General features: G+C 72.4%; 22 protein-coding genes. 13 read left to right on the top strand and 9 right to left on the bottom strand.

Annotated features, from left to right (window positions below):
• Window positions 1-125 precede the first annotated feature (125 nt).
• The gene (locus U5911_RS01565; protein WP_336034708.1) at window positions 126-2,609 is read left to right on the top strand and encodes a DNA topoisomerase I; all 2,484 of its coding nucleotides are present in this window, start codon (window positions 126-128) and stop codon (window positions 2,607-2,609) included.
• A gap of 3 nt (window positions 2,610-2,612) precedes the next feature.
• Here U5911_RS01565 and U5911_RS01560 read toward each other — a convergent pair whose 3' ends face one another.
• Window positions 2,613-2,753: a hypothetical protein gene (locus U5911_RS01560; RefSeq protein WP_336034706.1), complete on the bottom strand. Its 141-nt coding sequence runs from the start codon at window positions 2,751-2,753 to the stop codon at window positions 2,613-2,615.
• Between the two features lie 320 nt (window positions 2,754-3,073).
• Here U5911_RS01560 and nreA point away from each other — a divergent pair, with 320 nt between their 5' ends.
• The 4 genes from nreA to U5911_RS01540 all read left to right on the top strand — a co-directional run bounded on the left by nreA (window position 3,074) and on the right by U5911_RS01540 (window position 5,979).
• Window positions 3,074-4,339 (top strand): DNA repair protein NreA, encoded by a 1,266-nt coding sequence (nreA, locus tag U5911_RS01555; RefSeq protein ID WP_336034704.1) that lies wholly within the window; start codon window positions 3,074-3,076, stop codon window positions 4,337-4,339.
• A 30-nt stretch (window positions 4,340-4,369) separates the two neighbouring features.
• Window positions 4,370-4,588 carry a hypothetical protein gene (locus U5911_RS01550; RefSeq protein WP_336034702.1) on the top strand — a complete coding sequence of 73 codons (219 nt, stop codon included), beginning with the start codon at window positions 4,370-4,372 and terminating at the stop codon, window positions 4,586-4,588.
• 160 nt (window positions 4,589-4,748) lie between these two features.
• Entirely contained in the window at window positions 4,749-5,540 is a 792-nt protein-coding gene (locus U5911_RS01545) for a CPBP family intramembrane glutamic endopeptidase (protein ID WP_336034700.1), read from the top strand.
• Window positions 5,541-5,586: 46 nt separating this feature from the next.
• Window positions 5,587-5,979, top strand: a complete 393-nt coding sequence (locus U5911_RS01540; protein WP_336034698.1) for a hypothetical protein — start codon at window positions 5,587-5,589, stop codon at window positions 5,977-5,979.
• Between the two features lie 133 nt (window positions 5,980-6,112).
• Here the strand turns inward: U5911_RS01540 and U5911_RS01535 are convergent, their stop codons facing one another.
• A complete protein-coding gene (locus U5911_RS01535) occupies window positions 6,113-7,930 on the bottom strand; it encodes a methyl-accepting chemotaxis protein (RefSeq protein WP_336034695.1) in 1,818 nt (605 codons plus the stop codon).
• 89 nt (window positions 7,931-8,019) lie between these two features.
• Window positions 8,020-8,307 (bottom strand): DUF5789 family protein, encoded by a 288-nt coding sequence (locus U5911_RS01530; protein WP_336034693.1) that lies wholly within the window; start codon window positions 8,305-8,307, stop codon window positions 8,020-8,022.
• Between the two features lie 293 nt (window positions 8,308-8,600).
• On the opposite strand from U5911_RS01530, the gene U5911_RS01525 reads away from it, so the two are divergent.
• A complete protein-coding gene (locus U5911_RS01525) occupies window positions 8,601-9,572 on the top strand; it encodes a cell division protein CdpA domain-containing protein (protein ID WP_336034691.1) in 972 nt (323 codons plus the stop codon).
• Window positions 9,573-9,595: 23 nt separating this feature from the next.
• Here U5911_RS01525 and U5911_RS01520 read toward each other — a convergent pair whose 3' ends face one another.
• The 3 genes from U5911_RS01520 to U5911_RS01510 are packed head-to-tail and all read right to left on the bottom strand — an operon-like array spanning window position 9,596 to window position 12,253.
• A complete protein-coding gene (locus U5911_RS01520) occupies window positions 9,596-10,033 on the bottom strand; it encodes a Mut7-C RNAse domain-containing protein (protein WP_336034689.1) in 438 nt (145 codons plus the stop codon).
• Entirely contained in the window at window positions 10,030-11,781 is a 1,752-nt protein-coding gene (gene polX / locus U5911_RS01515; protein ID WP_336034687.1) for a DNA polymerase/3'-5' exonuclease PolX, read from the bottom strand. Before polX ends, U5911_RS01520 begins: the two co-directional genes overlap by 4 nt.
• A 37-nt stretch (window positions 11,782-11,818) precedes the next feature.
• On the bottom strand, window positions 11,819-12,253 hold the full coding sequence (locus U5911_RS01510) for a DUF5788 family protein (protein ID WP_336034685.1): 435 nt from the start codon (window positions 12,251-12,253) through the stop codon (window positions 11,819-11,821).
• Between the two features lie 193 nt (window positions 12,254-12,446).
• On the opposite strand from U5911_RS01510, the gene U5911_RS01505 reads away from it, so the two are divergent.
• The 3 genes from U5911_RS01505 to U5911_RS01495 are packed head-to-tail and all read left to right on the top strand — an operon-like array spanning window position 12,447 to window position 15,106.
• The gene (locus tag U5911_RS01505) at window positions 12,447-13,406 is read left to right on the top strand and encodes a rhomboid family intramembrane serine protease (RefSeq protein WP_336034683.1); all 960 of its coding nucleotides are present in this window, start codon (window positions 12,447-12,449) and stop codon (window positions 13,404-13,406) included.
• 1 nt (window position 13,407) lies between these two features.
• Window positions 13,408-14,262: an endonuclease V gene (locus U5911_RS01500; RefSeq protein WP_336034681.1), complete on the top strand. Its 855-nt coding sequence runs from the start codon at window positions 13,408-13,410 to the stop codon at window positions 14,260-14,262.
• Window positions 14,263-14,287: 25 nt separating this feature from the next.
• Complete coding sequence (locus U5911_RS01495) at window positions 14,288-15,106, top strand: SDR family oxidoreductase (protein ID WP_336034679.1); 819 nt, start codon at window positions 14,288-14,290, stop codon at window positions 15,104-15,106.
• Here the strand turns inward: U5911_RS01495 and U5911_RS01490 are convergent, their stop codons facing one another.
• Window positions 15,107-16,138 carry an ArsA family ATPase gene (locus tag U5911_RS01490; protein WP_336034677.1) on the bottom strand — a complete coding sequence of 344 codons (1,032 nt, stop codon included), beginning with the start codon at window positions 16,136-16,138 and terminating at the stop codon, window positions 15,107-15,109.
• Window positions 16,139-16,277: 139 nt separating this feature from the next.
• Here U5911_RS01490 and U5911_RS01485 point away from each other — a divergent pair, with 139 nt between their 5' ends.
• The gene (locus U5911_RS01485; RefSeq protein WP_336034675.1) at window positions 16,278-16,472 is read left to right on the top strand and encodes a hypothetical protein; all 195 of its coding nucleotides are present in this window, start codon (window positions 16,278-16,280) and stop codon (window positions 16,470-16,472) included.
• A 46-nt stretch (window positions 16,473-16,518) separates the two neighbouring features.
• Here the strand turns inward: U5911_RS01485 and U5911_RS01480 are convergent, their stop codons facing one another.
• Window positions 16,519-17,625, bottom strand: coding sequence for a pyridoxal phosphate-dependent aminotransferase (locus tag U5911_RS01480; RefSeq protein ID WP_336034673.1), 1,107 nt, complete (start codon window positions 17,623-17,625; stop codon window positions 16,519-16,521).
• 87 nt (window positions 17,626-17,712) lie between these two features.
• Here U5911_RS01480 and U5911_RS01475 point away from each other — a divergent pair, with 87 nt between their 5' ends.
• Together U5911_RS01475 and U5911_RS01470 are read left to right on the top strand one after the other, a co-directional pair.
• Window positions 17,713-18,231, top strand: a complete 519-nt coding sequence (locus U5911_RS01475; RefSeq protein ID WP_336034672.1) for a CinA family protein — start codon at window positions 17,713-17,715, stop codon at window positions 18,229-18,231.
• A gap of 175 nt (window positions 18,232-18,406) precedes the next feature.
• Window positions 18,407-18,910, top strand: a complete 504-nt coding sequence (locus tag U5911_RS01470; protein ID WP_336034670.1) for a metal-dependent hydrolase — start codon at window positions 18,407-18,409, stop codon at window positions 18,908-18,910.
• On the opposite strand, the gene U5911_RS01465 is transcribed toward U5911_RS01470, so the two are convergent.
• Window positions 18,907-19,662: a PHP-associated domain-containing protein gene (locus tag U5911_RS01465; protein ID WP_336034668.1), complete on the bottom strand. Its 756-nt coding sequence runs from the start codon at window positions 19,660-19,662 to the stop codon at window positions 18,907-18,909. The genes U5911_RS01470 and U5911_RS01465 overlap by 4 nt on opposite strands.
• Before the next feature lie 116 nt (window positions 19,663-19,778).
• Here U5911_RS01465 and U5911_RS01460 point away from each other — a divergent pair, with 116 nt between their 5' ends.
• A complete protein-coding gene (locus tag U5911_RS01460; RefSeq protein ID WP_336034667.1) occupies window positions 19,779-20,936 on the top strand; it encodes an acyl-CoA dehydrogenase family protein in 1,158 nt (385 codons plus the stop codon).
• Window positions 20,937-20,987 lie beyond the last annotated feature (51 nt).

Below are 20,987 nucleotides of genomic sequence, written 5' to 3'. Positions count from 1 at the left end.
GCGAGTGCGAGCGCGCCGGCACGCGCCTTGTCCCGCCGCTTGCTTCCGGTTTTTCGGTCCCGAAATCTTTACCCGCGGCTGTGGCGTAGCGCTCCCAACGACCACCCGAGAGGTGGAGGGACACCGTGGAACTCATCGTCACCGAGAAGAACAACGCCGCGCGACGCATCGCCGACATCCTCTCCGAGGGTGGCGCGAGTACGACACAGACCGCGGGCGTGAACGTCTACGAGTGGGGGAACCGCCGCTGCATCGGGCTGTCCGGGCACGTCGTCGGGATGGACTTCCCGCCGGAGTACTCGGACTGGCGGGACGTCGAGCCCGCCGAGCTCGTCCACGCCGACGTCGTGAAGGAGCCGACCCAGGAGGACATCGTGAACGCGCTCCAGCGGCTCGCCCGCGAGGCCGACAGCGTCGTCATCGCCACCGACTACGACCGCGAGGGCGAGCTCATCGGGAAGGAGGCCTACGAGCTCGTCCGCGAGGTCAACGAGGACGTTCCCGTCGAGCGCGTGCGCTTCTCCTCGATCACGGACAACGAGGTGACGTCCGCGTTCGCGGACCCCGACGACATCGACTTCGACCTCGCGGCCGCGGGCGAGGCCCGCCAGATCATCGACCTCGTGTGGGGCGCGGCGCTGACGCGGTTCCTGTCGCTGTCCGCGCGCCAGATGGGCGAGGACTTCATCTCCGTCGGCCGCGTGCAGTCGCCGACGCTGAAGCTCATCGTCGACAAGGAACGCGAGATCGAGGCGTTCGAGCCCGACGACTACTGGGAGCTGTTCGCGGACCTCCGGAAGGACGACACGACCTTCGAGGCCCAGTACTTCTACGAGGGCGAGGACGGCACCGAGGCCGAGCGCGTCTGGGCGGAGGCCGACGCGGAGGCGGCCTTCGAGACGCTGCGGAACGCGGGCGAGGCGGTCGTGCGGTCGGTGACGCGGCGCACGCGCACCGACGACCCGCCGGCGCCGTTCAACACGACGCAGTTCATCCGCGCCGCCGGCTCGCTGGGGTACTCGGCGGGGCGCGCGATGAGCATCGCGGAGGACCTCTACACGGCGGGCTACATCACGTACCCGCGGACTGACAACACCGTCTACCCGGACGACCTCGACGAGCGCGAGTTGCTCTCGGAGTTCACGAACACGGTGTTCGGGGACGACGCCGAGTCGCTGCTGGAGGCAGACCGGCTGTCGCCGACGGCGGGCGACGAGGAGACGACCGACCACCCGCCGATCCACCCGACGCCGGACTTCCCGGACCGCAACAAGCTCTCCGAGGACGAGTGGGAGATCTACGAGCTCGTGGTGCGGCGGTTCTTCGCGACGCTCGCGGAGCCCGCCGTCTGGGAGCACCTGCGCGTGGTCGCGGGCGCCGACGGCGCGTCCGTGAAAGCGAACGGCAAGCGCCTCGTGGAGGCGGGCTACCACGCGGTCTACCCGTACTTCAACACGAGCGAGAACTACGTGCCGGACGTCGACGAGGGCGAGGTGCTCGCGGTGACGGACGCGCGCCTGGAGGCCAAGGAGACCCAGCCGCCGCGCCGGTACGGCCAGAGCCGCCTCATCGAGACCATGGAGGACCTCGGCATCGGCACGAAGAGCACGCGCCACAACACCATCGAGAAGCTCTACGACCGGGGCTACATCGAGGGCGACCCGCCGCGGCCGACGACGCTCGCGAAGGCGGTGGTGGAGGCCGCCGAGGACTACGCGGACCTCGTGGTGAGCGAGCAGATGACCAGCGAACTGGAGGCGGACATGACCGCCATCGCGGACGGCGGGAAGACCCTCGAGGAGGTGACCGCGGAGTCCAGGGAGTACCTCGACCGCGTGTTCGACGAGCTCACCGAGTCCCGCGAGGAGATCGGCGACCACCTCCGGGACTCGCTGAAGGCGGACAAGACCCTGGGGCCGTGTCCGGAGTGCGGGGACACGCTGCTGGTGCGGCGGTCGCGGACGGGGTCGTACTTCGTGGGCTGCGACGGCTACCCGGACTGCCGGTTCACGCTCCCGCTGCCCTCGACCGGCGAGCCGCTGGTGCTGGACGAGACCTGCGAGGAGCACGGCCTCCACGAGGTGAAGATGCTCGCCGGCCGGGACACGTTCGTGCACGGCTGTCCGCTGTGCGCGGCCGAGGCGGCCGATGAGAGCGAGGACCGCGTCATCGGCGCGTGCCCGGAGTGCGGCGAGGAACACGGCGGCGAGCTCGCTATCAAGCAGCTCCAGACGGGGAGCCGGCTGGTGGGCTGTACGCGGTACCCGGACTGCGAGTACTCGCTGCCGCTGCCGCGCCGCGGCGACATCGAGGTGACCGACGAGTACTGCGACGAGCACGACCTGCCCGAGCTGGTCGTCCACGACGGCGACGGCGAGCCCTGGGAGCTCGGCTGCCCCATCTGCAACTACGAGGAGTACCAGCAGCGCCAGCGCGAGCGCGGCCTGGAGGCCCTGGACGGCATCGGGCCGGCGACCGCGGAGAAGCTGGCGGACGCGGGCGTGGAGACGGTCGGCGAGCTCGCGGAGGCCGACGCCGAACGGCTCGCGGAGGAGGTCTCGGGCGTCAGCGAGGAGAACGTCCGCGAGTGGCAGGCGCAGGCGGACTAGGGGTCAGGCGTCCCTGAACTCCGTGCTGCCGCAGGCCGGACAGTTCGGCGGGCGGCGCTCGTACCGCGCAGCGCAGAGCCCGCACTCTACCTGCGGCGGACCGGCGTCCCGGAACCGTTCGCGCAGCCGCTCCACGACTGGCATGTTAACTAGTACCACACTCCGGCGCAGTATATAGATTGCGGCTGTCCGCGTCCCGCACGCCACGGTCTCGGACGAGCGACTCGACCGACGGTGCTGGGCGAGCGACTCGACCGACGGTGCTGGGCGAGCGATTCGATCGACGGTCTCGGACGAGCGATTCGATCGACGGTGCTGGGCGAGCGATTCGACTGACGGTCGGACGGTCGGTCTGGCGCGTTTCCCGGGCGGTCTCCGGACGGGGCTCCCGGGCCGCCGCGGGGCGTCCGGCCGCGGTCGCTGCCGGCGAAGCGGGTAAGTGGACGCCCTCCCAAGAACTGGGCGTGCGACTCGACGACTACATCGAGGGGCTCCAGCCGGACGAGGACGCCGAGCGGCGGCGCCTCGCGGGCGAGAAGTCCTACGAGATCCTGGAGTACCTCGACGACGTCGAGTCCGGCGTCCAGTCCGCCGTCCAGGGGGACACCCTCTACGGCGCGACCGCGCCGTCCGTGTTCGTCGGGCGGTCGTCGTACCCGAACGTCTCGGCGGGCATCCTCTCGCCGGTCGCCGGCGACGCCGACCCCGAGGAGTTCGCGACCAGCGGCGAGTGGTACAGCCGCGGCCTCGACATCGACAACGTCCTCCAGTACCGCACGGGCCTGCTGAACTCGCGGCGGTCGGCGAGCGTGAACGTCCACGACGTCTGGGACGGCTTCGTCGGCACGCAGCGCGAGGTCGCGATGGCCGACCGGCCGGTCGACGTCGAGATCGGGCTGTCGGACACCCCGGAGTTCGACGCCTCGGAGTACACGAACCCCGTCGCGAACGCGCCCTCCGGCCCGAACGCGACCGCCGAGTCGGCCGCCCTCGCGGAGAACCCCCACGTGCCGCGGTACGTCGAGAAGACCCTCGAGGACGACGACTGGGCGGCCGAGGGCGCGATGACGTACCTCTACCGGCGCGGCTTCGACGTCTACGACGTCAACCGCGTGCTCTCCGTGGGCGCGCTCGGGCAGGCCCAGCACCGCCGCCTCGTCCCGACGCGGTGGTCGATCACGGCCGTCGACGACACCGTCGGCCAGTACCTCCGCGGGAAGATCCGGGACAACCCGAGCGTCGACCGCGTCACCGTCCACGTCAACGAGTACATGGGCAACCGGTACTGGGTGGTGCTCGCGCCCGGCCGCTGGGAGTACGAACTCGTCGAGATGAAGGCGCCGGGCAGCATCTGGAACCCCGACCCGGGGGGCGACGTCTGGATGGCGTCCGCCAGCGAGGGCTACGAGGGCCGGACGGGCTACGTCGACGAGACGGCGGGCGCGTACTACGCCGCCAGACTCGGCGTCCTCGAACACCTCGACGACGTCGGCCGGCAGGCGAAGGCGCTCGTGCTGCGCGAGGTCAGCGACGACTACTGGGCGCCCGTCGGCGTCTGGCAGGTCCGGGAGAGCGTGCGGAACGCCTTCGACGGCGACCCCGGCGAGGCGGAGACGTTCCACGGCGCCGTCCGCGAGATCGGCGACCACCTGCCGGTGTCGCTGGCCGCGCTCCGCCGGAAGTCCACGATGGTCGCGGGCGTCCAGACCGACCTCTCGGCGTTCGAATAGCTTTTCGGCGTGGCCGGCGTAGGCGAGCGCATGGTCCCTCCAGCCTTCGTCGGCGGTCTGCCCGGCGGCATGGAACTCGCGGTCGTCTTCCTGATCCTCGTGTCGCTGGCGATTCCCCTCGTCCTCGTCGTCGCCGTCCTCCAGTTCCTGCGCGGCGGGTCCTCGGACGACCTCGAGGAACGCGTCGCCAACCTCGAAGGACAGGTGTCGGCGCTCCGCGAGGAGCGCCGGGAGCGCGACGACCAGTAGCCGGGCGCGTCGGCGGACGCGCAGCGGGCCCGTCCCGCACGCGCGAGGGGACCGTCCCGCAGACGCAGTGACCCGTCGCTGCACGTAGTAGACAGGCGCGTCGCCGCACGCGCCGCCGCGGCCCCGGGCTTTTTCGACGCGCGTACCGAACCAGTCGGGCATGAGCACTGAGTCAGCGGGTGCGGACACCGGGTCGGTCGGCGGGTCGAAGCTGCGCGCGGTCGTCGTGGCGTTCGGGCTCGCGGTCCTCGGGTTCGCGCTCGCCATCCCAGTGGGGGTCGTCGTCGCGAACGCGTACGTCGCCGCGACGGGGAGCGAACTGGGGGACGTGGCGTTGCTCGGCCTCAGCCTGGTGTCGCTGCAGGGCATCGCGTTCCCGCTGACGGCGTGGCTGTACGTCCGGTACCGGGGCGTCGGCTGGGACTACGTCCCCGCGTCGGTGCCGGACCGCTCGGACCTGAAGTACGTGGTCGGCGCGTACGTCGGGGCGTTCGCCGCGCTGTACGCCATCAGCGCCGTGCTCGCGGTCACGTCCACGGAGGCCGCGTCGAACACCGGCGCGACGACCGCCCTCGAGAACCCCGAGATCATCCCCTACATGATCCCGCTGAACCTCCTGCTCATCGGTCCCGGGGAGGAGCTGCTGTTCCGGGGCGTCCTCCAGCGCCGCCTCCGGGAGCGGTTCTCGGCGTGGCCCGCCATCCTGCTGGCGTCGATGGCGTTCGCGCCGCTGCACATCTTCGCGCTGTCCGGGAGCCTCTCGGCCGCGGCGGTCACCATCGGCATCCTGTTCGTGCCGAGCATCGCGTTCGGCTACATCTACGAGCAGACGGGGAACATCGTCGTCCCGGCGCTCACGCACGGCCTCTACAACGCGACGCTGTTCGCCCTGATGTGGGTGGTCGTGGCGTTCGGCCCGGAGTCCGCGACGGCGCTTTTGGCGGTGCCGTGACCCGGCCAGGGACAACACTTTTGAAAATCGAATTACGTTACGGGGTATGGCTGCCTCCTCACGCGACGCCGGGAAGGTCGTCGACCGCTGGGACGACGTGTTCCGGGCGGTGGCCTCCGAACCGCGGCGACAGCTGATCGTCGCGCTCCTCGACGAGTCCCCCGACGACACCGTCGCCCTCCCGGCGAGCGCCGCGAACCCCCGGCTCCCGGACGACCCGGACTCGCTGCGCGCCCTCCTCTACCACCACCACCTGCCGCTGCTCGCGGACCTCGAGTTCGTGGCGTGGGACGTCGACCCGCTCGTCGCGTCCCGCGGACCGCGGTTCGAGGAGGTCGCCGTCGTCTTCGAGGCGCTCCACGACTGGGCGGCCGACGTCCCCGACTCGCTGGCGCTCGGCTGCCAGCGCCTCGAGGCCGAGCGGCGCGCCGACCCGTAACCGGCGCGTCTGCGGCGTCGCTCAGGACCAGACGCTCTCTTTCGACCGCGCCGCCGTTCACGACGGAAGCCGGCCCTCGGCCGCGCCGCCGCTCACGACCGCCAGTCGAACGCGTCGACCGTACCGTCGCCGCTCACGACCGCCAGTCGAACTCGTCGGCCGCGCCGCCGTCCGTCGCCGCGCTCGACCGACCGGCGGCGTCGACGGCCGCAGTCGCGTCCTCGGCGCCGACGACGGGAGTGTCTCCGCCCCGATCGGTCGGGCCGTCGGCGGGACCGCCGTCGGCGTCGAAGCCGCCCTCGGTCCCGGCGCCTTCGGGCACCTCGAACTCGTCGAGCATCGCCGCCAGCGCCGCGGTCCGGTCCGCGAGCGCCGACATCTGGCCGGCGACGTCGTCGGCGGCCGCGGTCTGGTCATCGGCCGCGTCGGCGACCGTCTCCGCCTCCGCCGCGGTCTCCTCGCTGACGCTGCCGACCTCGTCGACCATGCGCGCGACCTCCGTCGTGGACGCCGCGCCCTGGTCGGTCGCCGTCGAGATCTCCTGGACGGCGACGTTGACGTCCGCGACCTCGTCGACGATTGCCTCGAAGTCCCGCAACACCCCCTCCGCGTTCTCGATCTTCCGGTCGACCTCGTCGTTGACGTCGTCGATGGCCGCGGCCGCCTCGTCGGCCTGCTCGGTGACCGCGGCGACGAGCTCGGAGATGTCGCCGGCCTGGTCGCTGGTCTCCGCGGCGAGGCTCTTCACTTCGTCGGCGACCACCGCGAACCCGTCGCCGTCGCCGCCCGTGCGCGCCGCCTCGATGCTCGCGTTCAGCGCGAGCATGTTCGTCTCCTCGGCGATGTCCTCGATGACGGCCGTGATGCCGTCGATGCGGTCGACCGCCTCGGCGAGCGACGCCACCGTCTCCGCGACCGCCTCGCTCTGCTCGCGGAGGTCCCGCAGCTCCGCGATGGTCGCCTCGACGGCCTCCTGACCGGCCTCGCCGCGGTCCGCGGCCGCCTGCGCGGTGTCCGCGACCGTGTCGGCCTCCGCCGCGATCTCCTCGACGGACGCCGACAGGGTGTCCATCTCCGCCGCGATGTCGTTCAACCGCTCGGTCTGCTGGGCGGCGCCGGCCGCGATCTCGTTCACGGAGCCGCTGACGGCGGCGCTGCGGTCGGCGACGTCCGCGACGCGCTCGTCGGTCGCCTCCGACGCGTCCAGGACGGCCTCGCCGAACGCCTGGATGTCGGCGACCGTGTCCGCCAGGGTCCCGACGAGCGCGTCGAAGTCCGCCGCGACCTCGCGGTACTCCGCGCCGACGTCGAGGGCGTCCGCGTCCACGGACGCCGTCAGGTCGCCGTTCCGGGCGGCCTCGGTCGCCGCCGAGAGCTCCTCGACGAGCCGCTGTAGCTGCGCGGACTGGGCCGCCAGTTCGTCGGTCTTCGCCTCGAGCTCGCGCGTGTACGACTCGAGGCTGTCGGCCATCGCCGCGAGGCTCGCGCCGAACGCGCCCGGGACGTCCGCGTCGAGCGCCGGGTCGTCGAAGTCCTGGCGGGCGAGCGCGTCCGCCTGTCGGGCCGCCGCCGCGAGGTTCGCCTGCATCGCCTCGAAGGACGCCACGAGGCTCGCGATCTCGTCGCTCCGGTCGCTGTCCGGCACGCTGACGTCCTCGAACTCGCCGGCGGCGATGGCCGACGCGGCGTCGTCCAGTCCCACCAGCGGCGCCACGAAGTCGCGTTCGGCGACCAGGTACGTGTTGTAGAACGCCACCACGGACAGGGCGAGCGTCGCGGCGACGCCAGCGACCTGCAGCGTCCCGGACGCGAACAGCGCGAACGCCGCCATCGCGGCCGCGCCGAGGAACTGCAGGCCGACCGCGGTGAGCATCTTCCGCTCGATGGACCCGTCGGCGCCGACGAGCTCGATGGACCGCCAGAGGAGGCGCTCGTACGTCGACTGCGTCATGCCCCCGGCTTCGCGGACTCGACAGAAAGGGAGGGGCGGTGATTCCCAGAAGCTTGGAGAACGCGGCCGCGTCGGCGGGAGCGACGCCGTTACTCGGTGGGGACGGGGCCGGTGCCGATGGCGTCGCGGACGGCGTCCTCGAACTCCCGGCGCGTCTCGAAGTACGGCACGTCGACGTCCTCGAGGATGGACTCGAGGGTCCGTGGGCCGTCCGGCGTGCGGACGACCGTGTCGCCCTCCTTGCGGACGACCTCGCTCTTCTGCTGGGCCCACGTGAATCGCGCCGAGACGCGCGGCAGGGGCGCCCCCTCGACGGGTTCGCCGTCGCCGAGCTCGACGGCGGGCGCCTCCTCTTCGTCGTCGTTGTCGTCAGCCATGCGCGGGGCTTGGTGGGGGCGCGGATTCAAGCTTTCGAACACGCGGCGGTCCGCGCCGCGGTTCGTGCGAGCGGCGAGCGTAGCGAGCCGTGAGCAGCGTGGCCGAGCGAAGCGAGGCCACGGTACGAGGGAGCGGCGAGCGTAGCGAGCCGCGACCCGCGTGGGCGCTCCGCGCCGCGGTTCGTGCGAGCCACGGTTTGCGAGTAGGCTCGGCTTACTCGCGCGGCGAGCCGGTCGCCAGACGGTGGAACGTCTGACGTACTGTTTTTACCCTGGACGTGCAAGCGGCTCCCATGACTAGCCTGGGGGAGACCTACGACCGGCGCGCCGGCGAGGCCAGCCAGCAGCGCGTCTACCTGGGGACCGGCCTGTTCGCGGCGGGCGCGCTGCTCGTGGTCGGCGGCATCCTCGCGGGCGGGACCGGCGTCCTCATCAACAACGGGTTCGGGCAGTACGAGAGCCGGGAGATCGCGGGCATCCTCGCGGGACTGGGCGTCCCGGCGGTGTTCGTCGGCATCTTCACGGTGCTGCCGGCGAACCGCCTGCAGCGCGCGGCGGCCGCGGTCGGCGCGGGCCTGAGCATCCTCGGCGTGATGCTGTTCCGCGCGACCTACCCCTACCTGTACGTGCCGGGGTCGGACGGCGTGCCGACGACGTCGACGCTGGCGTTCATCCTCGTGTACGCGGCGGGCGTCATCGTGACGTTCTGGTGTCTGTTCACGGCGGTGGCGACGTTCAAGACGCGCAACGACCCGGGCGGCACGGTGACGCTGACGGTGACGAAAGACGGCGAGACCCACACCGTCGAGGTGCCCGCCGACGACGTCGCGAGCGCTCGCGAGAAGCTCGCGTCCGGGAGCTTCGGCGGCGTCGGCGTGTTCGGCGGCGTCGAGGACCCCGACCAGGAGACGCGCGCGAACGCCAGCGAGCCCGAACCGGCCACGCGGTCGACGTCGGAGACGACGTCCTCGCGGTCGACGTCGCGTTCCGGGGGTTCGCGTTCCGGAGGGTCGGGGTCGCGTTCCGGAGGGTCGGGGCCGACCGCGTCCGTCTCGGACGGCGGCGCGGCGTCCCGGGACATCACGTCGCCGCTGGACGACGAGCGGCCGTCCGCGGGCGGCCCGACGCCCGATAAGTACTGCGGGAACTGCACGCACTTCGAGTACACGGACACGGGCGACGGCATGCAGCCGTACTGCGGGCTCTACGAGGAGGAGATGGCCGACATGGAAGCCTGCGAGTGGTGGGAGCGCAACGACCAGTAACTGCTCGCTGTTCTCCGTCGCGGTCAGCGGTCCGCCAGCCGGCGTTCGACGTCCCGCCAGTGACTCCCACACCAGAAGTACTGGCCGCAGTCGGCGCACCGCCAGAGTGGGTCGGCGTCGTCGCTGACGTACGCCGGGACGTCCGCGTCGGCGTCCGCGCGCTCCAGCCGGCCGTTGCACGCCCCGCAGCGCTCGCCCGGCGCGAGCGTGAGGTCGACGCCCGCGGCGGCCAGGTCGCGGAGCTGTCCGTCGGCGTCCGTCGCGTCGACGAGAACGGCGCCGTCGACGCTGGCGGCGAGCCGGCGGTCGCGCGTGACGAGCGTGCGCGCCTCGCGCGCGGCGAGGTCGCGGAGTTCCTCGTCGGACTCGACGCCGCGGTCGAGCGCGTAGGCGGCGTCGTGGCCGCACATCCGGAGGAGGCGCGCGACGTCGCCGAGCATCGCGTCCACCAGGAGCTTCACGACACGAACTCGCGGACGCCGTCGGCGTCGCGGGCGTTCAGCACGTCGCCGGCCTCGGCCCAGCCGCGGCGCGCGGTGTGGACGCCGTACTCGACGAACTCGAACTCGCGGGCCGAGTGCGCGTCCGTGTTCACGGCGACCGTCGCGCCCGCGTCGACGGCGGCCTGCACGGCGCTCCCCCAGAGGTCGAGCCGCCGTGGGTTGCTGTTGACCTCGAGCGCGGTGCCGGCGGCCGCGGCGGCCTCGCCGAGCGCCGCCGGGTCGAACTCCATCGCGGGGCGGTCGTTGATGAGGCGCCCGGAGGGGTGGCCGAGGACGTCGACGTGCGGGTGTTCGACCGCGCGGACGAGGCGGTCGGTCTGGTCGCCGCCGTCGTCGCCGAGGGCGGTGTGCGGGCTGGCGACCACGAGGTCGAGGTCGGCGAGCACGTCGTCGCTGGTCGCCGCGACGGTCCCGTCCGCGGCGACGTTCGCCTCGACGCCGTGGAACACCTCGATGTCGGCGTCCTCGCGCGCGGCCGCGACCTCGTCGGCCTGCTCGCGGAGGCCGTCGTCGGAGAGGCCGTTGTCGCCGAACACGCCCGGGCCCTCGGCGTGGTCGGAGACGCAGAGGTAGTCGTGGCCGAACTCCGCGGCGGCCGCCACGAGCTCGCGGACGGAGAGCTCGCCGTCCGACCACTCGGTGTGCGCGTGCAGGTCCCCGCGCACGTCCCCGACGTCGACGAGGTCGGGGAGGGCGTCGTCGGCGGCGGCCGCGACCTCGCCGCGGTCCTCGCGGAGCTCCGGCGGGATCCACGGCAGGCCGAGCGCCTCGTAGACGTCCGCCTCGGTCTCGCTGGCGAGCAGTTCGCCGACGCGCTGGCCCGAGTCCGGGTCGTCGACGTCGGAGACGTCGAAGACGCCGTACTCGTTGACCTTCTTGCCCTGCTCGATGGCGTAGGTGCGCAGCGTGACGTTGTGGGCCTTGCTGCCCGTGAAGTACTGGAGCGCCGACCCGAACTCCTCGTCGACGACGACCCGGAGGTCGACGCGGAGGTCGCGCATGCGGACGCTCGTCTTCGTCGGGCCGAGGTCCGTGGTCTCGTCGACGCGGTCCCAGTCCGCGAGCGCCTTCCCGACGGCCTCACCGGCGTCGCTGGCCGCGAGCACGTCGACGTCGCCGATGGTCGCCAGCCAGCGCCGCGTCGACCCCGCGATCTCGACGTGCTCGACGCCGTCGACGCCAGCGAGGAACGACCGCACGTCCTCGGCGACCGGCCGGGCGTCGCCGAGGAGCTCTCGCTCCTGGGCCTCCCGCGCGAACGAGAGGTGGTCGAGGATGTTCTGCTCGGTCTTCGGGCCGAACCCCGAGACCTCGCGGACCTCGCCGGCCTCGGCGGCCTCCTCGAGGTCGTCGAGAGTCCGCACGCCGAGCGCGTCGTAGAGCTTCTTGACGGTCTTCGGGCCGACGCCCTCTACGGCGGTCAGCTCCGCCATCTCCACGGGGAGCTCCTCGCGTTCCGCCTCCAGCTCCGCGATCTCGCCGGTCTCGAGGTACTCCGCGATCTTCGACGCGATGGACTCGCCGACCGCGTCGATGCGCTGGACGGCGTCCTCGCCCTCGGCGGCGAGGTCCTCGACGGCCTCCGGGTAGTCCCGGACGTTCGACGCCGCGCGCCGGTACGAGTTCGGCTTGTAGTCGACGCCCCGGGCCTCCAGGAGGTCCGCGTACTCCTCGAGGACGGCCGCCACCTCGTTGTTCCGGCTCATCGCCGGCCCTCCCGGGACGCCCGGCGCGCGCCGCCCGTCATCGCCTGATCCCCTCGTCGTTGTCGTGGCCGAGGGCCTCCTTCAGGAACGAGAACCACCGCTTCGAGTCCGCGCGCTCCCGGGCCTCGATCTCGGCCTCGATGTCCGTCGGCCCCAGCGACTCCAGGGCGTTCAGCGCGCGGTCGATGCCGACGATGGCGTCCGCGAGTTCCTCGCCCGCCTCGCGCGTGACGTCGCCGTCCTCGAGTCGCTCGCGGCGCTCGATGCGCTCGCGGCGCAGCAGCTTCTTCGCGCGTTCGACCTCCTCGTGGCGGTCCGCCGGCACGCTGTCGGCGCGTTTCACCTCGAAGACGAACGACTGCAGGTCGAGCTCCTCGCCCTGCACCTCGATGGTCTCCGGGATGGACGCCCCCACCGTCGCGGCCTCCCGGTCGACGCGCTCCAGGAGCCGCTTCCGCTCGAACTCGCGCATACGCGACCTACCGGCGGCACCCGCAAAAGCCCCCCGGCTGTCGCGGTCGGCGTTCGTCGTCGCGGGTCCGCGCCTCCTCGACCGCGTCGCCGCAGTCCGTGCCCGAACGCGGCCGTCGACCGCTGACGCCGCGTTCCGGCCGGTCCGTCGGCGACCCAAACTGATAACCACGGGCCTCCCCAAGCCCACGTCAATGGCGAAGTGTGACCGGTGTGGCGAGCAGGAGTCGATGCCGTACCAGTGTCGGCTCTGCGGCGGCACGTACTGCTCGAAACACAGGCTCCCGGAGAACCACGACTGTCCGGGCCTGGAGAACTGGAACGACCCCGGCGGCGTCTTCGACAGCGGGTTCGACGACAGCGTCGACCAGACTGGACGCGCGGGGTCGAGCGGCCTCGCCGACAAGGTGCCCGTGGACACCGGTCCGGGCGGTTTCTTCGGGTACTTCCGCGGGAACGTCGCGTTCACGCTGCTCGCGCTGATGTGGCTGACGTTCCTCCTGCAGTACCTCGTCGCGCCCGCGCTCGGCTTCCCGGCCTACAGCCAGCAGTGGTTCGACCTCTTCACCATCAACACGCACGAGCCGCTGGCGGTCTGGACGTGGGTGACCTCGGTGTTCGCGCACGGCGGCTTCGGCCACATCGTCCTGAACAGCATCGTGCTGTACTTCTTCGGGCCGGTGGTCGAGAAGCGCATCGGCTCCGCGAAGCTCGTCGGGCTGTTCGTCGCCGCGGGCGCGCTCGCCGGCCTCGCGCAGGTCGGCGCCGCGCTCCTCACGCACCCAGCGTGGTACGGGGAGCCGCTGACGGGCGCGACGGGCTCGGCGGTGCTCGGCGCGAGCGGCGCCATCGCCGCGCTCATGGGCGTGCTGACGGTGCTGAACCCGAACCTCCGCATCTACCTCTACTTCGTGTTGCCGATGCCGCTGTGGCTCGCGACGCTGCTGTTCGCCGGCTACAGCATCTTCGTCTCCTCCGTCGGCGGCATCGGCGCGGGCGGCGTCGCGCAGCTCGCGCACCTCGCCGGGCTCGGCATCGGCCTGCTGTACGGCGCGAAGCTGAAACGCGAGGGCGAGCGCGCGCCCCGCCAGCTCAAGTTCGGCGGCGGCGGTCCGGGCGGCCCCGGCGGCCCGGGGCGGCGCCGCGGCCCCTGACATGGACGTCGTCCGCCCGGAGTACCTCCCGGACCCCGGCCGGTCGCGGGCGGAGATGGAGGCCCTGCAGCGCGACATCGCCGCCGACGCCGCGTTCGCGGACGACCACGGCTTCGACGTAGCGGCGCTCGCGCTCGACGAGACGCCGGTGGACGCGACCGGCGACGCGACGACCGAACCCGGCCAGCAGGCGACGCTGGACGGCGCCGACGGCGACGCGCCGGTCGTGGTGGGCGTCGACCAGGCGTTCGTCGGCGACGACGACTCGGTGAGCGCCGCGGTCGCGGTCCGTGACGGCGTCGTCGTCGAGCGCGCGGCCGGCCGCGCCGACCTCGACCTGCCGTACGTCCCCGGCCTGCTGGCGTTCCGCGAGGGCGGCGCCATCGTCGACGCACTCGAGTCGCTGGCCGTCGAGCCGGACGTCCTGGTGCTGGACGGCAGCGGCCGCATCCACTTCCGGCAGGCCGGCATCGCGACGCACGTCGGCGTGCTCTTCGACGTGCCGGCGGTCGGCGTCGCGAAGAACCTCCTCTGCGGGACGCCACGCGACCCCCTCGAGGCCCCTCTCCCGGAGGGCGCGCGCGTCCCCGTCGAGGCCGACGACAGCGTGGACGCGCCGGACGGCACGGTCATCGGGCACGCCTTCCAGTCCCGGCAGTACCCGAACCCGGAGCGACGGCACGTGAACCCGCTACTCGTGAGTCCCGGCCACCGCGTCGGCGCGGAGACGACCGTCGACGTCGTTGAGGCGACCTGCACGGGCTACAAGCTCCCGGCGCCGACGCGGCTCGCGGACGCGATGGCCGACGACCTGAAGCGGGACCGCCGGTCGTCGCTCGACGACTCGACCCTTTAACTGCGGCGCGCGCGACGCCACGTGCATGGAGAAGGTCGCGCTCATCACCGGGTGTTCGTCGGGCATCGGCGCCGCGACGGCGCGCTCGCTGCTCGCCGAGGAGTGGACGGTCGTCGCCACCGCGCGCGACACCGACGACGTGCAGGCGCTCGCGGACGCCGGCTGCGAGACCGCGGCACTCGACGTGACGAAGCCCGCGCAGTGCAAGAACGTCGTCGACGGCGTGGTCGACGAGCACGGCCGCCTGGACTGCCTCGTGAACAACGCGGGCTACGCCCAGCTCGGGCCGCTGGAGGACGTGCCGACCCGGGAACTCCACCGGCAGTTCGACGTGAACGTCTACGGCCCCCACCGGCTGATCCGCGCCGCGCTCCCCCACATGCGCGAGCGCGAGGACGGCACCATCGTGAACGTCTCCAGCGTCGCCGGCCGCGTCGCGACGCCCGGCATGGGCGCGTACAACGGCTCGAAGTTCGCGCTCGAGGGGATGAGCGACGCGCTCCGCGGCGAGGTCGACGAGTACGGCGTCGACGTCGCGGTCGTGGAACCCGGGCCCGTGGAGACGTCCTTCCAGGAGCGCGCCGAGGACGAGGTCGACGGCCTCGACCACAGCGGCGCCTACGAGTCCCTGTACGCGTTCTTCGAGGACGCCAGCGCCGTGAACGGGTTCGGCGCGGTGTCCCCCGAGGCGGTCGCGGAGGTGATCACCGAGGCCGCGGTCAGCCCCGACCCGAGGGCGCGGTACCCGGTCGGCCGCGCGGGGAAGGTCGGCGTCATGGCGCGGTTCCTCCCCGAGCGCTGGCTGGACGCCGGGTACGCGCTGGCCCGCCGGTTCAGCGGGTAGCTAGTCGAGGCAGGCGGCGACGACGCGCAGCGGCCGCTCGCCGCGGACCTCCTCGGCGAGCAGGGGGACGCGCTTGACGTCGTACTCGCGGAAGAGGTCCTGTGCTCGCGCGAGCGCCCGCTGCTGGACGTCCCAGCGGCGCGCGCAGAACGCGCAGTCCTCGTGGTTCGGCTCGACGAACGCCTCCGCGGGGACGTCGGCGACGTCCGCCAGCGGCTCCATCACGCGGTTCACGACGACGGTGCCGACGGGCACGCCGAACTCGTCGAGGCGGGCCGCGAGCCGCTGGGCCTCGAGGACGCTCATCTCCTCGGGCACGAGCACGACGCGGAAGTCCGTCCGCGTCGGGTCCGTGAGCACCGCGCGCAGGCGCTCGACGCGTTCTCTCACGTCGTCGAGGTCGCCGAGCCCCGCCTCGGAGTGCTGGTCGTCGCCGCCGACCATCCCCGTGAGGCCGTCCAGCACGCCGCCGAGTCGCTCGCGGAACTGCACGAGGCGGCCGACCAGCGAGTCCATCACCTCGGGGAGCTCGAGCAGGCGGAGCGTGTGGCCGGTCGGCGCGGTGTCGACGACGACGCGGTCGAAGCGCTCGTCGTCCATGTACTCCAGCAGCAGCTGCATCGCGGCGGCCTCGTCGGCGCCCGGCAGCATCGCCGGATCGCCGCCCGCGCCGCCCGCCGCGCCGCCGAGCAGTTCGTCGAGGCCGCCCGCGAACCCGCCGTCCTGGCCGAACACCCCCGCCTGCGAGAGCGCGTCGTCGGGGTCGATCTCGACCGCCCACAGCGGCACGTCGTCGCGGACCCTCGCGGGACGGCCCGGCACGTCGAACTCCAGCGTGTCGGACAGCGAGTGCGCGGGGTCCGTGGAGACGACCAGGGTCGCCGTGCCCTCGTTCGCTGACGCCAGCGCGGTCGCCGCCGCCATCGTCGTCTTCCCGACGCCGCCCTTCCCGCCGTACAGCACGTACTCCGCGGTGCCGGTCGCCACGCCGGGGTCGAGGGAGTCGACGGCCTCGACCTCGATGTCGTCCATGCGGGTCCTTCGGCGTCCCAGCGGGGTGAATCCGTCGGTCGCGGCGGCCGAATCTGGGAACTCGCTGGTCGCCACGCCGCGCGCATCCCGAAGTGGTTGGCCAGAGCAGTTAACCCGGGGGCGCCTGTGAGTGACACGCATGGAGGGCGTGCTGAACGAACGCACTCGAACGGTACACAAGAAGGGCGTGGAGAACCCCCACAGCCGTTCGAAGTGCGGCGCCACGAAGGGCGTCTCCCACGACCAGATCCGGGCGGTGCGCGTCGAGCGCGCCGTCGAGGACTTCGACGCCCACCGCTGCGGCCGGTGTTTCTCCGACGCCGGCGGCTACTGACGGGCCGCCGACCCCGCGACTCGTGGCGGCGCCTGGCCCCGCCGAGCTACCGCCCGGCGAAGTAGTCCGCGAGGCGCTCGGCGGCCTCCTCGACGCGCGGCGTCACGAGCGCGAACCGCAGCCAGTCCCCGCGGCTGCGCCCGAACCCCGAGCCCGGCATGCCGGCGACGCCGGCCTCGTCGACGAGCTCGAAGGTGTTCGCCAGGGTCCCCGGGAAGTCCGGGAACCGCGCGAGCACGTAGAAGCCGCCGTCCGGCTCCGTGTACTCCGCGCCGGCGTCGTCGAGGGCGTCCGTGAACGTCGCCACGCGGGCCGCCAGCCGCTCGCGGTTCTCCCGGTAGTAGTCCGGGCCGGTGTTCCGGAGCGCGTGCAGCACCGCCGCCTGTCCCGGCCGCGTCGTGGCGACGTTCGTGAGCATGTGCCGGGACTTCATCGCGTCGACGTGCGCCTCGGGCGCGACGCAGTACCCCACGCGGAACCCCGTGACGGCCAGCGACTTCGAGAAGGAGTTCACCACCACGCGGTTCGGCGAGTCGAACGCGAGCGCGGACGTGAACCGCCCGGAGAAGTCGAAGTGGTCGTACACCTCGTCGCTGACCAGGAGCGCGTCGTACTCCTCGGCGACCGCGACGAGTTCGCGCATCGTCGCCTCGCCGTACACCGCGCCCGTCGGGTTGTTCGGCGTCGTCGCCACGATGCACGCGGTGTCCTCGCTCGCGGCGTCGCGGACGTCCCCCGGGTCGAGGCCGCCGTCGGCGTCCGCTTCCACGAACACCTGCTCGCCGCCCAGCATGTCGACCTTCCCCGGGTAGTAGGGATAGACGGGGTCGGCCATCACGACCTCGCTGCCGGCGTCGCGCTCGAGCGCGCGCCCCATCGCGAGGTAGTTCGCCTCGCCCGCGCCGTTCGTCACGACGACCTGCTCGCGGTCGACGCCGCGGCGCGCCGCGATCTCCTCGCGGAGCGCCCGCAGCCCCTCGCTCGGTGGGTACTGGAAGGCCTCGCCGCCCGCGTCGGCGTAGTCGCGGAGGCCCGCCGCGAGCGCCGGCGGCGACCCCCAGTCGGGGTTCCCCGAGACCATGTCGACGACGTCCCGGTCCGCGCCGGCCGCGTACTCCATCACGCGGAAGAACAGCGGCTCCTCGTACTCCATGCGGGCCGGTTCGCGCGCCGGCCGGGAGTGTCTTTCGTCGCCGACGACGCCACCACCTTCATGCGTGGCGGCGCGGTAGCGGCGCGTATGCGCGAGTACGCCGCCGACCCGCCCATCGAGGAAGTGCTGAACGACGAACTGGCCGCGGCCGGCCACACCGTCGCCACCGCCGAGTCCTGCACGGGCGGGCTCGTCGGGTCGCTGCTCACCGACGTCCCGGGCTCCAGCGACTACTTCGACCGGTCGCTGGTGACGTACACGTACGACGCGAAACTCGAACTCGGCGTCTCCCGGGAGGCCCTGGACGAACACGGCGCGGTCAGCGAACCGGTCGCGCGGCAGATGGCACGCGCCGCCAGGGACGTCGCCGGGACCACGTGGGGCGTCGCCACCACGGGCATCGCCGGGCCGTCCGGCGGCACCGACGAGAAGCCCGTCGGCACCGTCTTCGTCGGCGTCGCGTACGCCGGCGACTGGGGGACGGGAGCGAGCTACGCGACGGTCGAGCGCCGCGAGTTCGACGGCGGCCGCCGCGCCGTCAAAGAACAGATCGCGCGGCGCGCGCTCCGGAAGCTCCGCGAGGAGCTGGCCGCACGCGGCGACTGAGAGTCCGACCGTCGTTCGGCCGTGCGCCGCGCCCGTCGTTCGGCCGCGCGTGCGCGACGCTAGTCGTTCGAGCGTTCGTGCGCCACGCCCGCCGTCCGGCCGCGCGTGCGTCACGCCACCCGCTCCCCGTCGGGGACCAAAACCGTGACGTGACCCGGGGTGCTGGGTTCCGCCGATGAACAAGGGCGACCACGTCCTCAACGGCATCCTGCTCGCCATCGGTCTCGGCTACGTCCTCTACCCCTCCGGCGGCGTCGAGACCATCGAGACCGTCGCCGCCGTCCTCATCCCGGTCGTGCTCGGCGCGCTGTTCCCCGACGTCGACACCGACTTCGGGAAGCACCGCAAGACCCTCCACAACCTCCCCGTGCTCGCGCTGCTGTACGTCTTCCCGGCGTACTTCGGGAACCTCCAGTACGTCTGGATCGGCGTCGCCACCCACTACGTCCTCGACGTCGTCGGGAGCAAGCGCGGCATCGCGCTGTTCTACCCGCTGTCCGACCGCGAGTACGGCCTCCCCGTCGGCGTCACCACCGTCTCGAAGTACGCAAGCACCGTCACCGTCGCCATCACGCTGCTCGAACTCGCGGTGCTCGCCGCCGCCGTCCACGTCGCCCCCCAGTACCTCCCGACAGACGCCGTCCGGAACGTCCTCGGCGTCGCCGTCGGCCTCGTCTAGTAGACGGCGACGTCGTCGAAGTCGCCGCCGTACGCGATGTGGCGGGGGTGGGTGGGCTCCATCCCGGACAGCAGAATCCGGTCGACCTTCTCCCAGGTGTTCTCGTAGGCGAGGTGGAGTTTCTCCACGAGCGCGCGCGTCCGGTGGCGCGGCGACCGGCCGACGTACGTCCGGCGGTCGACGCCCGATTTCAGGGCGTCCACCAGGTCGGCCTCGTCGTCGACGGCGGCGTCGAACTCCGTCCAGACGCCGCCGACCGTCTCGCGGCGGTGCGCGTACGAGGACGCGAACGCCGGGACGTCGTAGGCGTCCGCGAGCGACCGCGAGCGCTCGGCGTGGTACCCCAGAAGCTTCGGGTTGTACGTCTCCACCGCGTCGAGGTCGTCGCGGAACCGCTCGACGTCCGCGGCGTCGAGGCTGACGTTCAGGAACCCCGGGTGGGGCGCGAGCACCGCGGCGTCCTGTCGGCGGAACTCGGCGAACGCGCCGTCCAGGGTCACGAAGTCCGGCACCGGGTCGTCGAGGCCGACCGCGAGCACGTGCTTGCGGTCCCGCCACGACCCCGTGAACACCTCCCGCGCGGGCACCACCAGCAGGTCGTCGTCGGAGAACGCCGCCGCGCGCTCCCGGACGTCGGGCAGCCGCGTGAAGTGCGGCGCGTACACGAGCACGTCGACGCCAGCGGCCTTCGCGCGGCGGACCACCCGGTCGTCGAGCACCTTCACGTGGAGGTCGACCCGTGTCGTCGGCACGAGCGCACGCTTGGCGGGCCGAGGTTTAGCGGTTTACGGTTCGACCGCCGAGTAAACTCCGCCCGCGCGGTCGGGCGTTCGGCGGCGCTTATCCGTCCGCGTCCCCACGCTCCCGTATGAGCCTCGAGTTGCTGTCCGAGGACGTGGTCCCCGAGCACGCCCGCGGCGTCAAGCGGGAGGCCCGCGAGTTCGCAGCCGAGCACATCGCCCCGAACGCCGAGGCGTACTTCCGGTCCGGCGAGTACCCCTGGGAGGTGCTGGAGGCCGGGATGGACGCCGGGCTCGTCGCGCAGGACGTCGGCGAGGAGTACGGCGGCCGCGGCCTCGACCTCGCCCAGATTCTCGCGGTCGCGGAGGAGTTCTACCGCGCGGACGCCGGCATCGCGTTGACCCTCCAGCTCGCGAGCTTCGGCGCCGAGATCCTCGAGCAGTACGGCACCGACGACCAGAAGGAGCGGTTCCTCCGGCCGGTCGCCGAGAACGACCAGCTCACGGGCCTCGCGGTCTCCGAACCCGACGTCGGCTCGGACCTCGCCGGCATGCAGACGACCGCCGAGGAGGACGGCGACGGGTACGTGCTCAACGGCGAGAAGTACTGGATCGGGAACGGCGTGGAGGCCGACTGGGTGACGGTGTACGCGAAGACCGGCGACACCGACGACCGCTACATGAACTACTCGCTGTTCGCCGTGCCGACGGACGCCGACGGCTACGACGCCGAGCACATCCCCGAGAAGATGGGGATGCGCGCGTCCAAGCAGGCCCACGTCGTCCTCGACGACTGCCGCGTCCCCGGGGAGAACCTGATCGGCAGCGAGGGAGCCGGCTTCATGATGCTCGCGGACTTCTTCAACCACGGCCGCGTCGTCGTCGGCGGCCACGGCCTCGGGCTCGCCGCGGCGGCCCTCGAGGAGGCCTGGGCGTTCGTCCACGAGCGCGAGGAGTTCGGCCGCCACGTCGCGGACTTCCAGGCGGTCCAGCACGGCCTCGCGGACATGCGGACGGAGTTCGAGGCGGCGCGCGCGCTGAACTACCGCGCCGCCGAGAAGGTGAAACACTACGACAACCCCGGCCTCTGGGCGGCGATGGCGAAGACGAAGTCCACGGAGGTCGCCGTCCAGAACGCCGAGCGCGGCATGCAGTTCCACGGCGGCCGCTCGGTCCTCGCGGACCGCCGCATCGCGCGCGTCTACCGGGACGTCCGCATCCCGGTCGTCTACGAGGGCGCCAACGAGATCCAGCGGAACCTCATCTACCGGCAGTCTGGCGAGTGAACCGAGCCAGTCGTCGGAGCTCTCCGAGTTCCGGCAGTCTGGCGAGTGAAC

It is taken from the genome of Halobacterium yunchengense (genome assembly GCF_037031165.1).
GTDB lineage: Archaea > Halobacteriota > Halobacteria > Halobacteriales > Halobacteriaceae > Halobacterium > Halobacterium yunchengense.
Note: the sequence above shows the minus strand (reverse complement) of the source record. Positions and strands in the feature narration are given on the sequence as shown.

Bases quoted from the DNA above. Each gene is read 5' to 3' on its own strand.
- U5911_RS01560 (WP_336034706.1), bottom strand. From the start codon at position 2,753: ATGCCAGTCGTGGAGCGGCTGCGCGAACGGTTCCGGGACGCCGGTCCG.
- U5911_RS01550 (WP_336034702.1), top strand. From the start codon at position 4,370: ATGGTCCCTCCAGCCTTCGTCGGCGGTCTGCCCGGCGGCATGGAACTC.
- U5911_RS01545 (WP_336034700.1), top strand. From the start codon at position 4,749: ATGAGCACTGAGTCAGCGGGTGCGGACACCGGGTCGGTCGGCGGGTCG.
- U5911_RS01540 (WP_336034698.1), top strand. From the start codon at position 5,587: ATGGCTGCCTCCTCACGCGACGCCGGGAAGGTCGTCGACCGCTGGGAC.
- U5911_RS01535 (WP_336034695.1), bottom strand. From the start codon at position 7,930: ATGACGCAGTCGACGTACGAGCGCCTCCTCTGGCGGTCCATCGAGCTC.
- U5911_RS01530 (WP_336034693.1), bottom strand. From the start codon at position 8,307: ATGGCTGACGACAACGACGACGAAGAGGAGGCGCCCGCCGTCGAGCTC.
- U5911_RS01525 (WP_336034691.1), top strand. From the start codon at position 8,601: ATGACTAGCCTGGGGGAGACCTACGACCGGCGCGCCGGCGAGGCCAGC.
- polX (WP_336034687.1), bottom strand. From the start codon at position 11,781: ATGAGCCGGAACAACGAGGTGGCGGCCGTCCTCGAGGAGTACGCGGAC.
- U5911_RS01510 (WP_336034685.1), bottom strand. From the start codon at position 12,253: ATGCGCGAGTTCGAGCGGAAGCGGCTCCTGGAGCGCGTCGACCGGGAG.
- U5911_RS01505 (WP_336034683.1), top strand. From the start codon at position 12,447: ATGGCGAAGTGTGACCGGTGTGGCGAGCAGGAGTCGATGCCGTACCAG.
- U5911_RS01500 (WP_336034681.1), top strand. From the start codon at position 13,408: ATGGACGTCGTCCGCCCGGAGTACCTCCCGGACCCCGGCCGGTCGCGG.
- U5911_RS01495 (WP_336034679.1), top strand. From the start codon at position 14,288: ATGGAGAAGGTCGCGCTCATCACCGGGTGTTCGTCGGGCATCGGCGCC.
- U5911_RS01490 (WP_336034677.1), bottom strand. From the start codon at position 16,138: ATGGACGACATCGAGGTCGAGGCCGTCGACTCCCTCGACCCCGGCGTG.
- U5911_RS01485 (WP_336034675.1), top strand. From the start codon at position 16,278: ATGGAGGGCGTGCTGAACGAACGCACTCGAACGGTACACAAGAAGGGC.
- U5911_RS01480 (WP_336034673.1), bottom strand. From the start codon at position 17,625: ATGGAGTACGAGGAGCCGCTGTTCTTCCGCGTGATGGAGTACGCGGCC.
- U5911_RS01475 (WP_336034672.1), top strand. From the start codon at position 17,713: ATGCGCGAGTACGCCGCCGACCCGCCCATCGAGGAAGTGCTGAACGAC.
- U5911_RS01470 (WP_336034670.1), top strand. From the start codon at position 18,407: ATGAACAAGGGCGACCACGTCCTCAACGGCATCCTGCTCGCCATCGGT.
- U5911_RS01460 (WP_336034667.1), top strand. From the start codon at position 19,779: ATGAGCCTCGAGTTGCTGTCCGAGGACGTGGTCCCCGAGCACGCCCGC.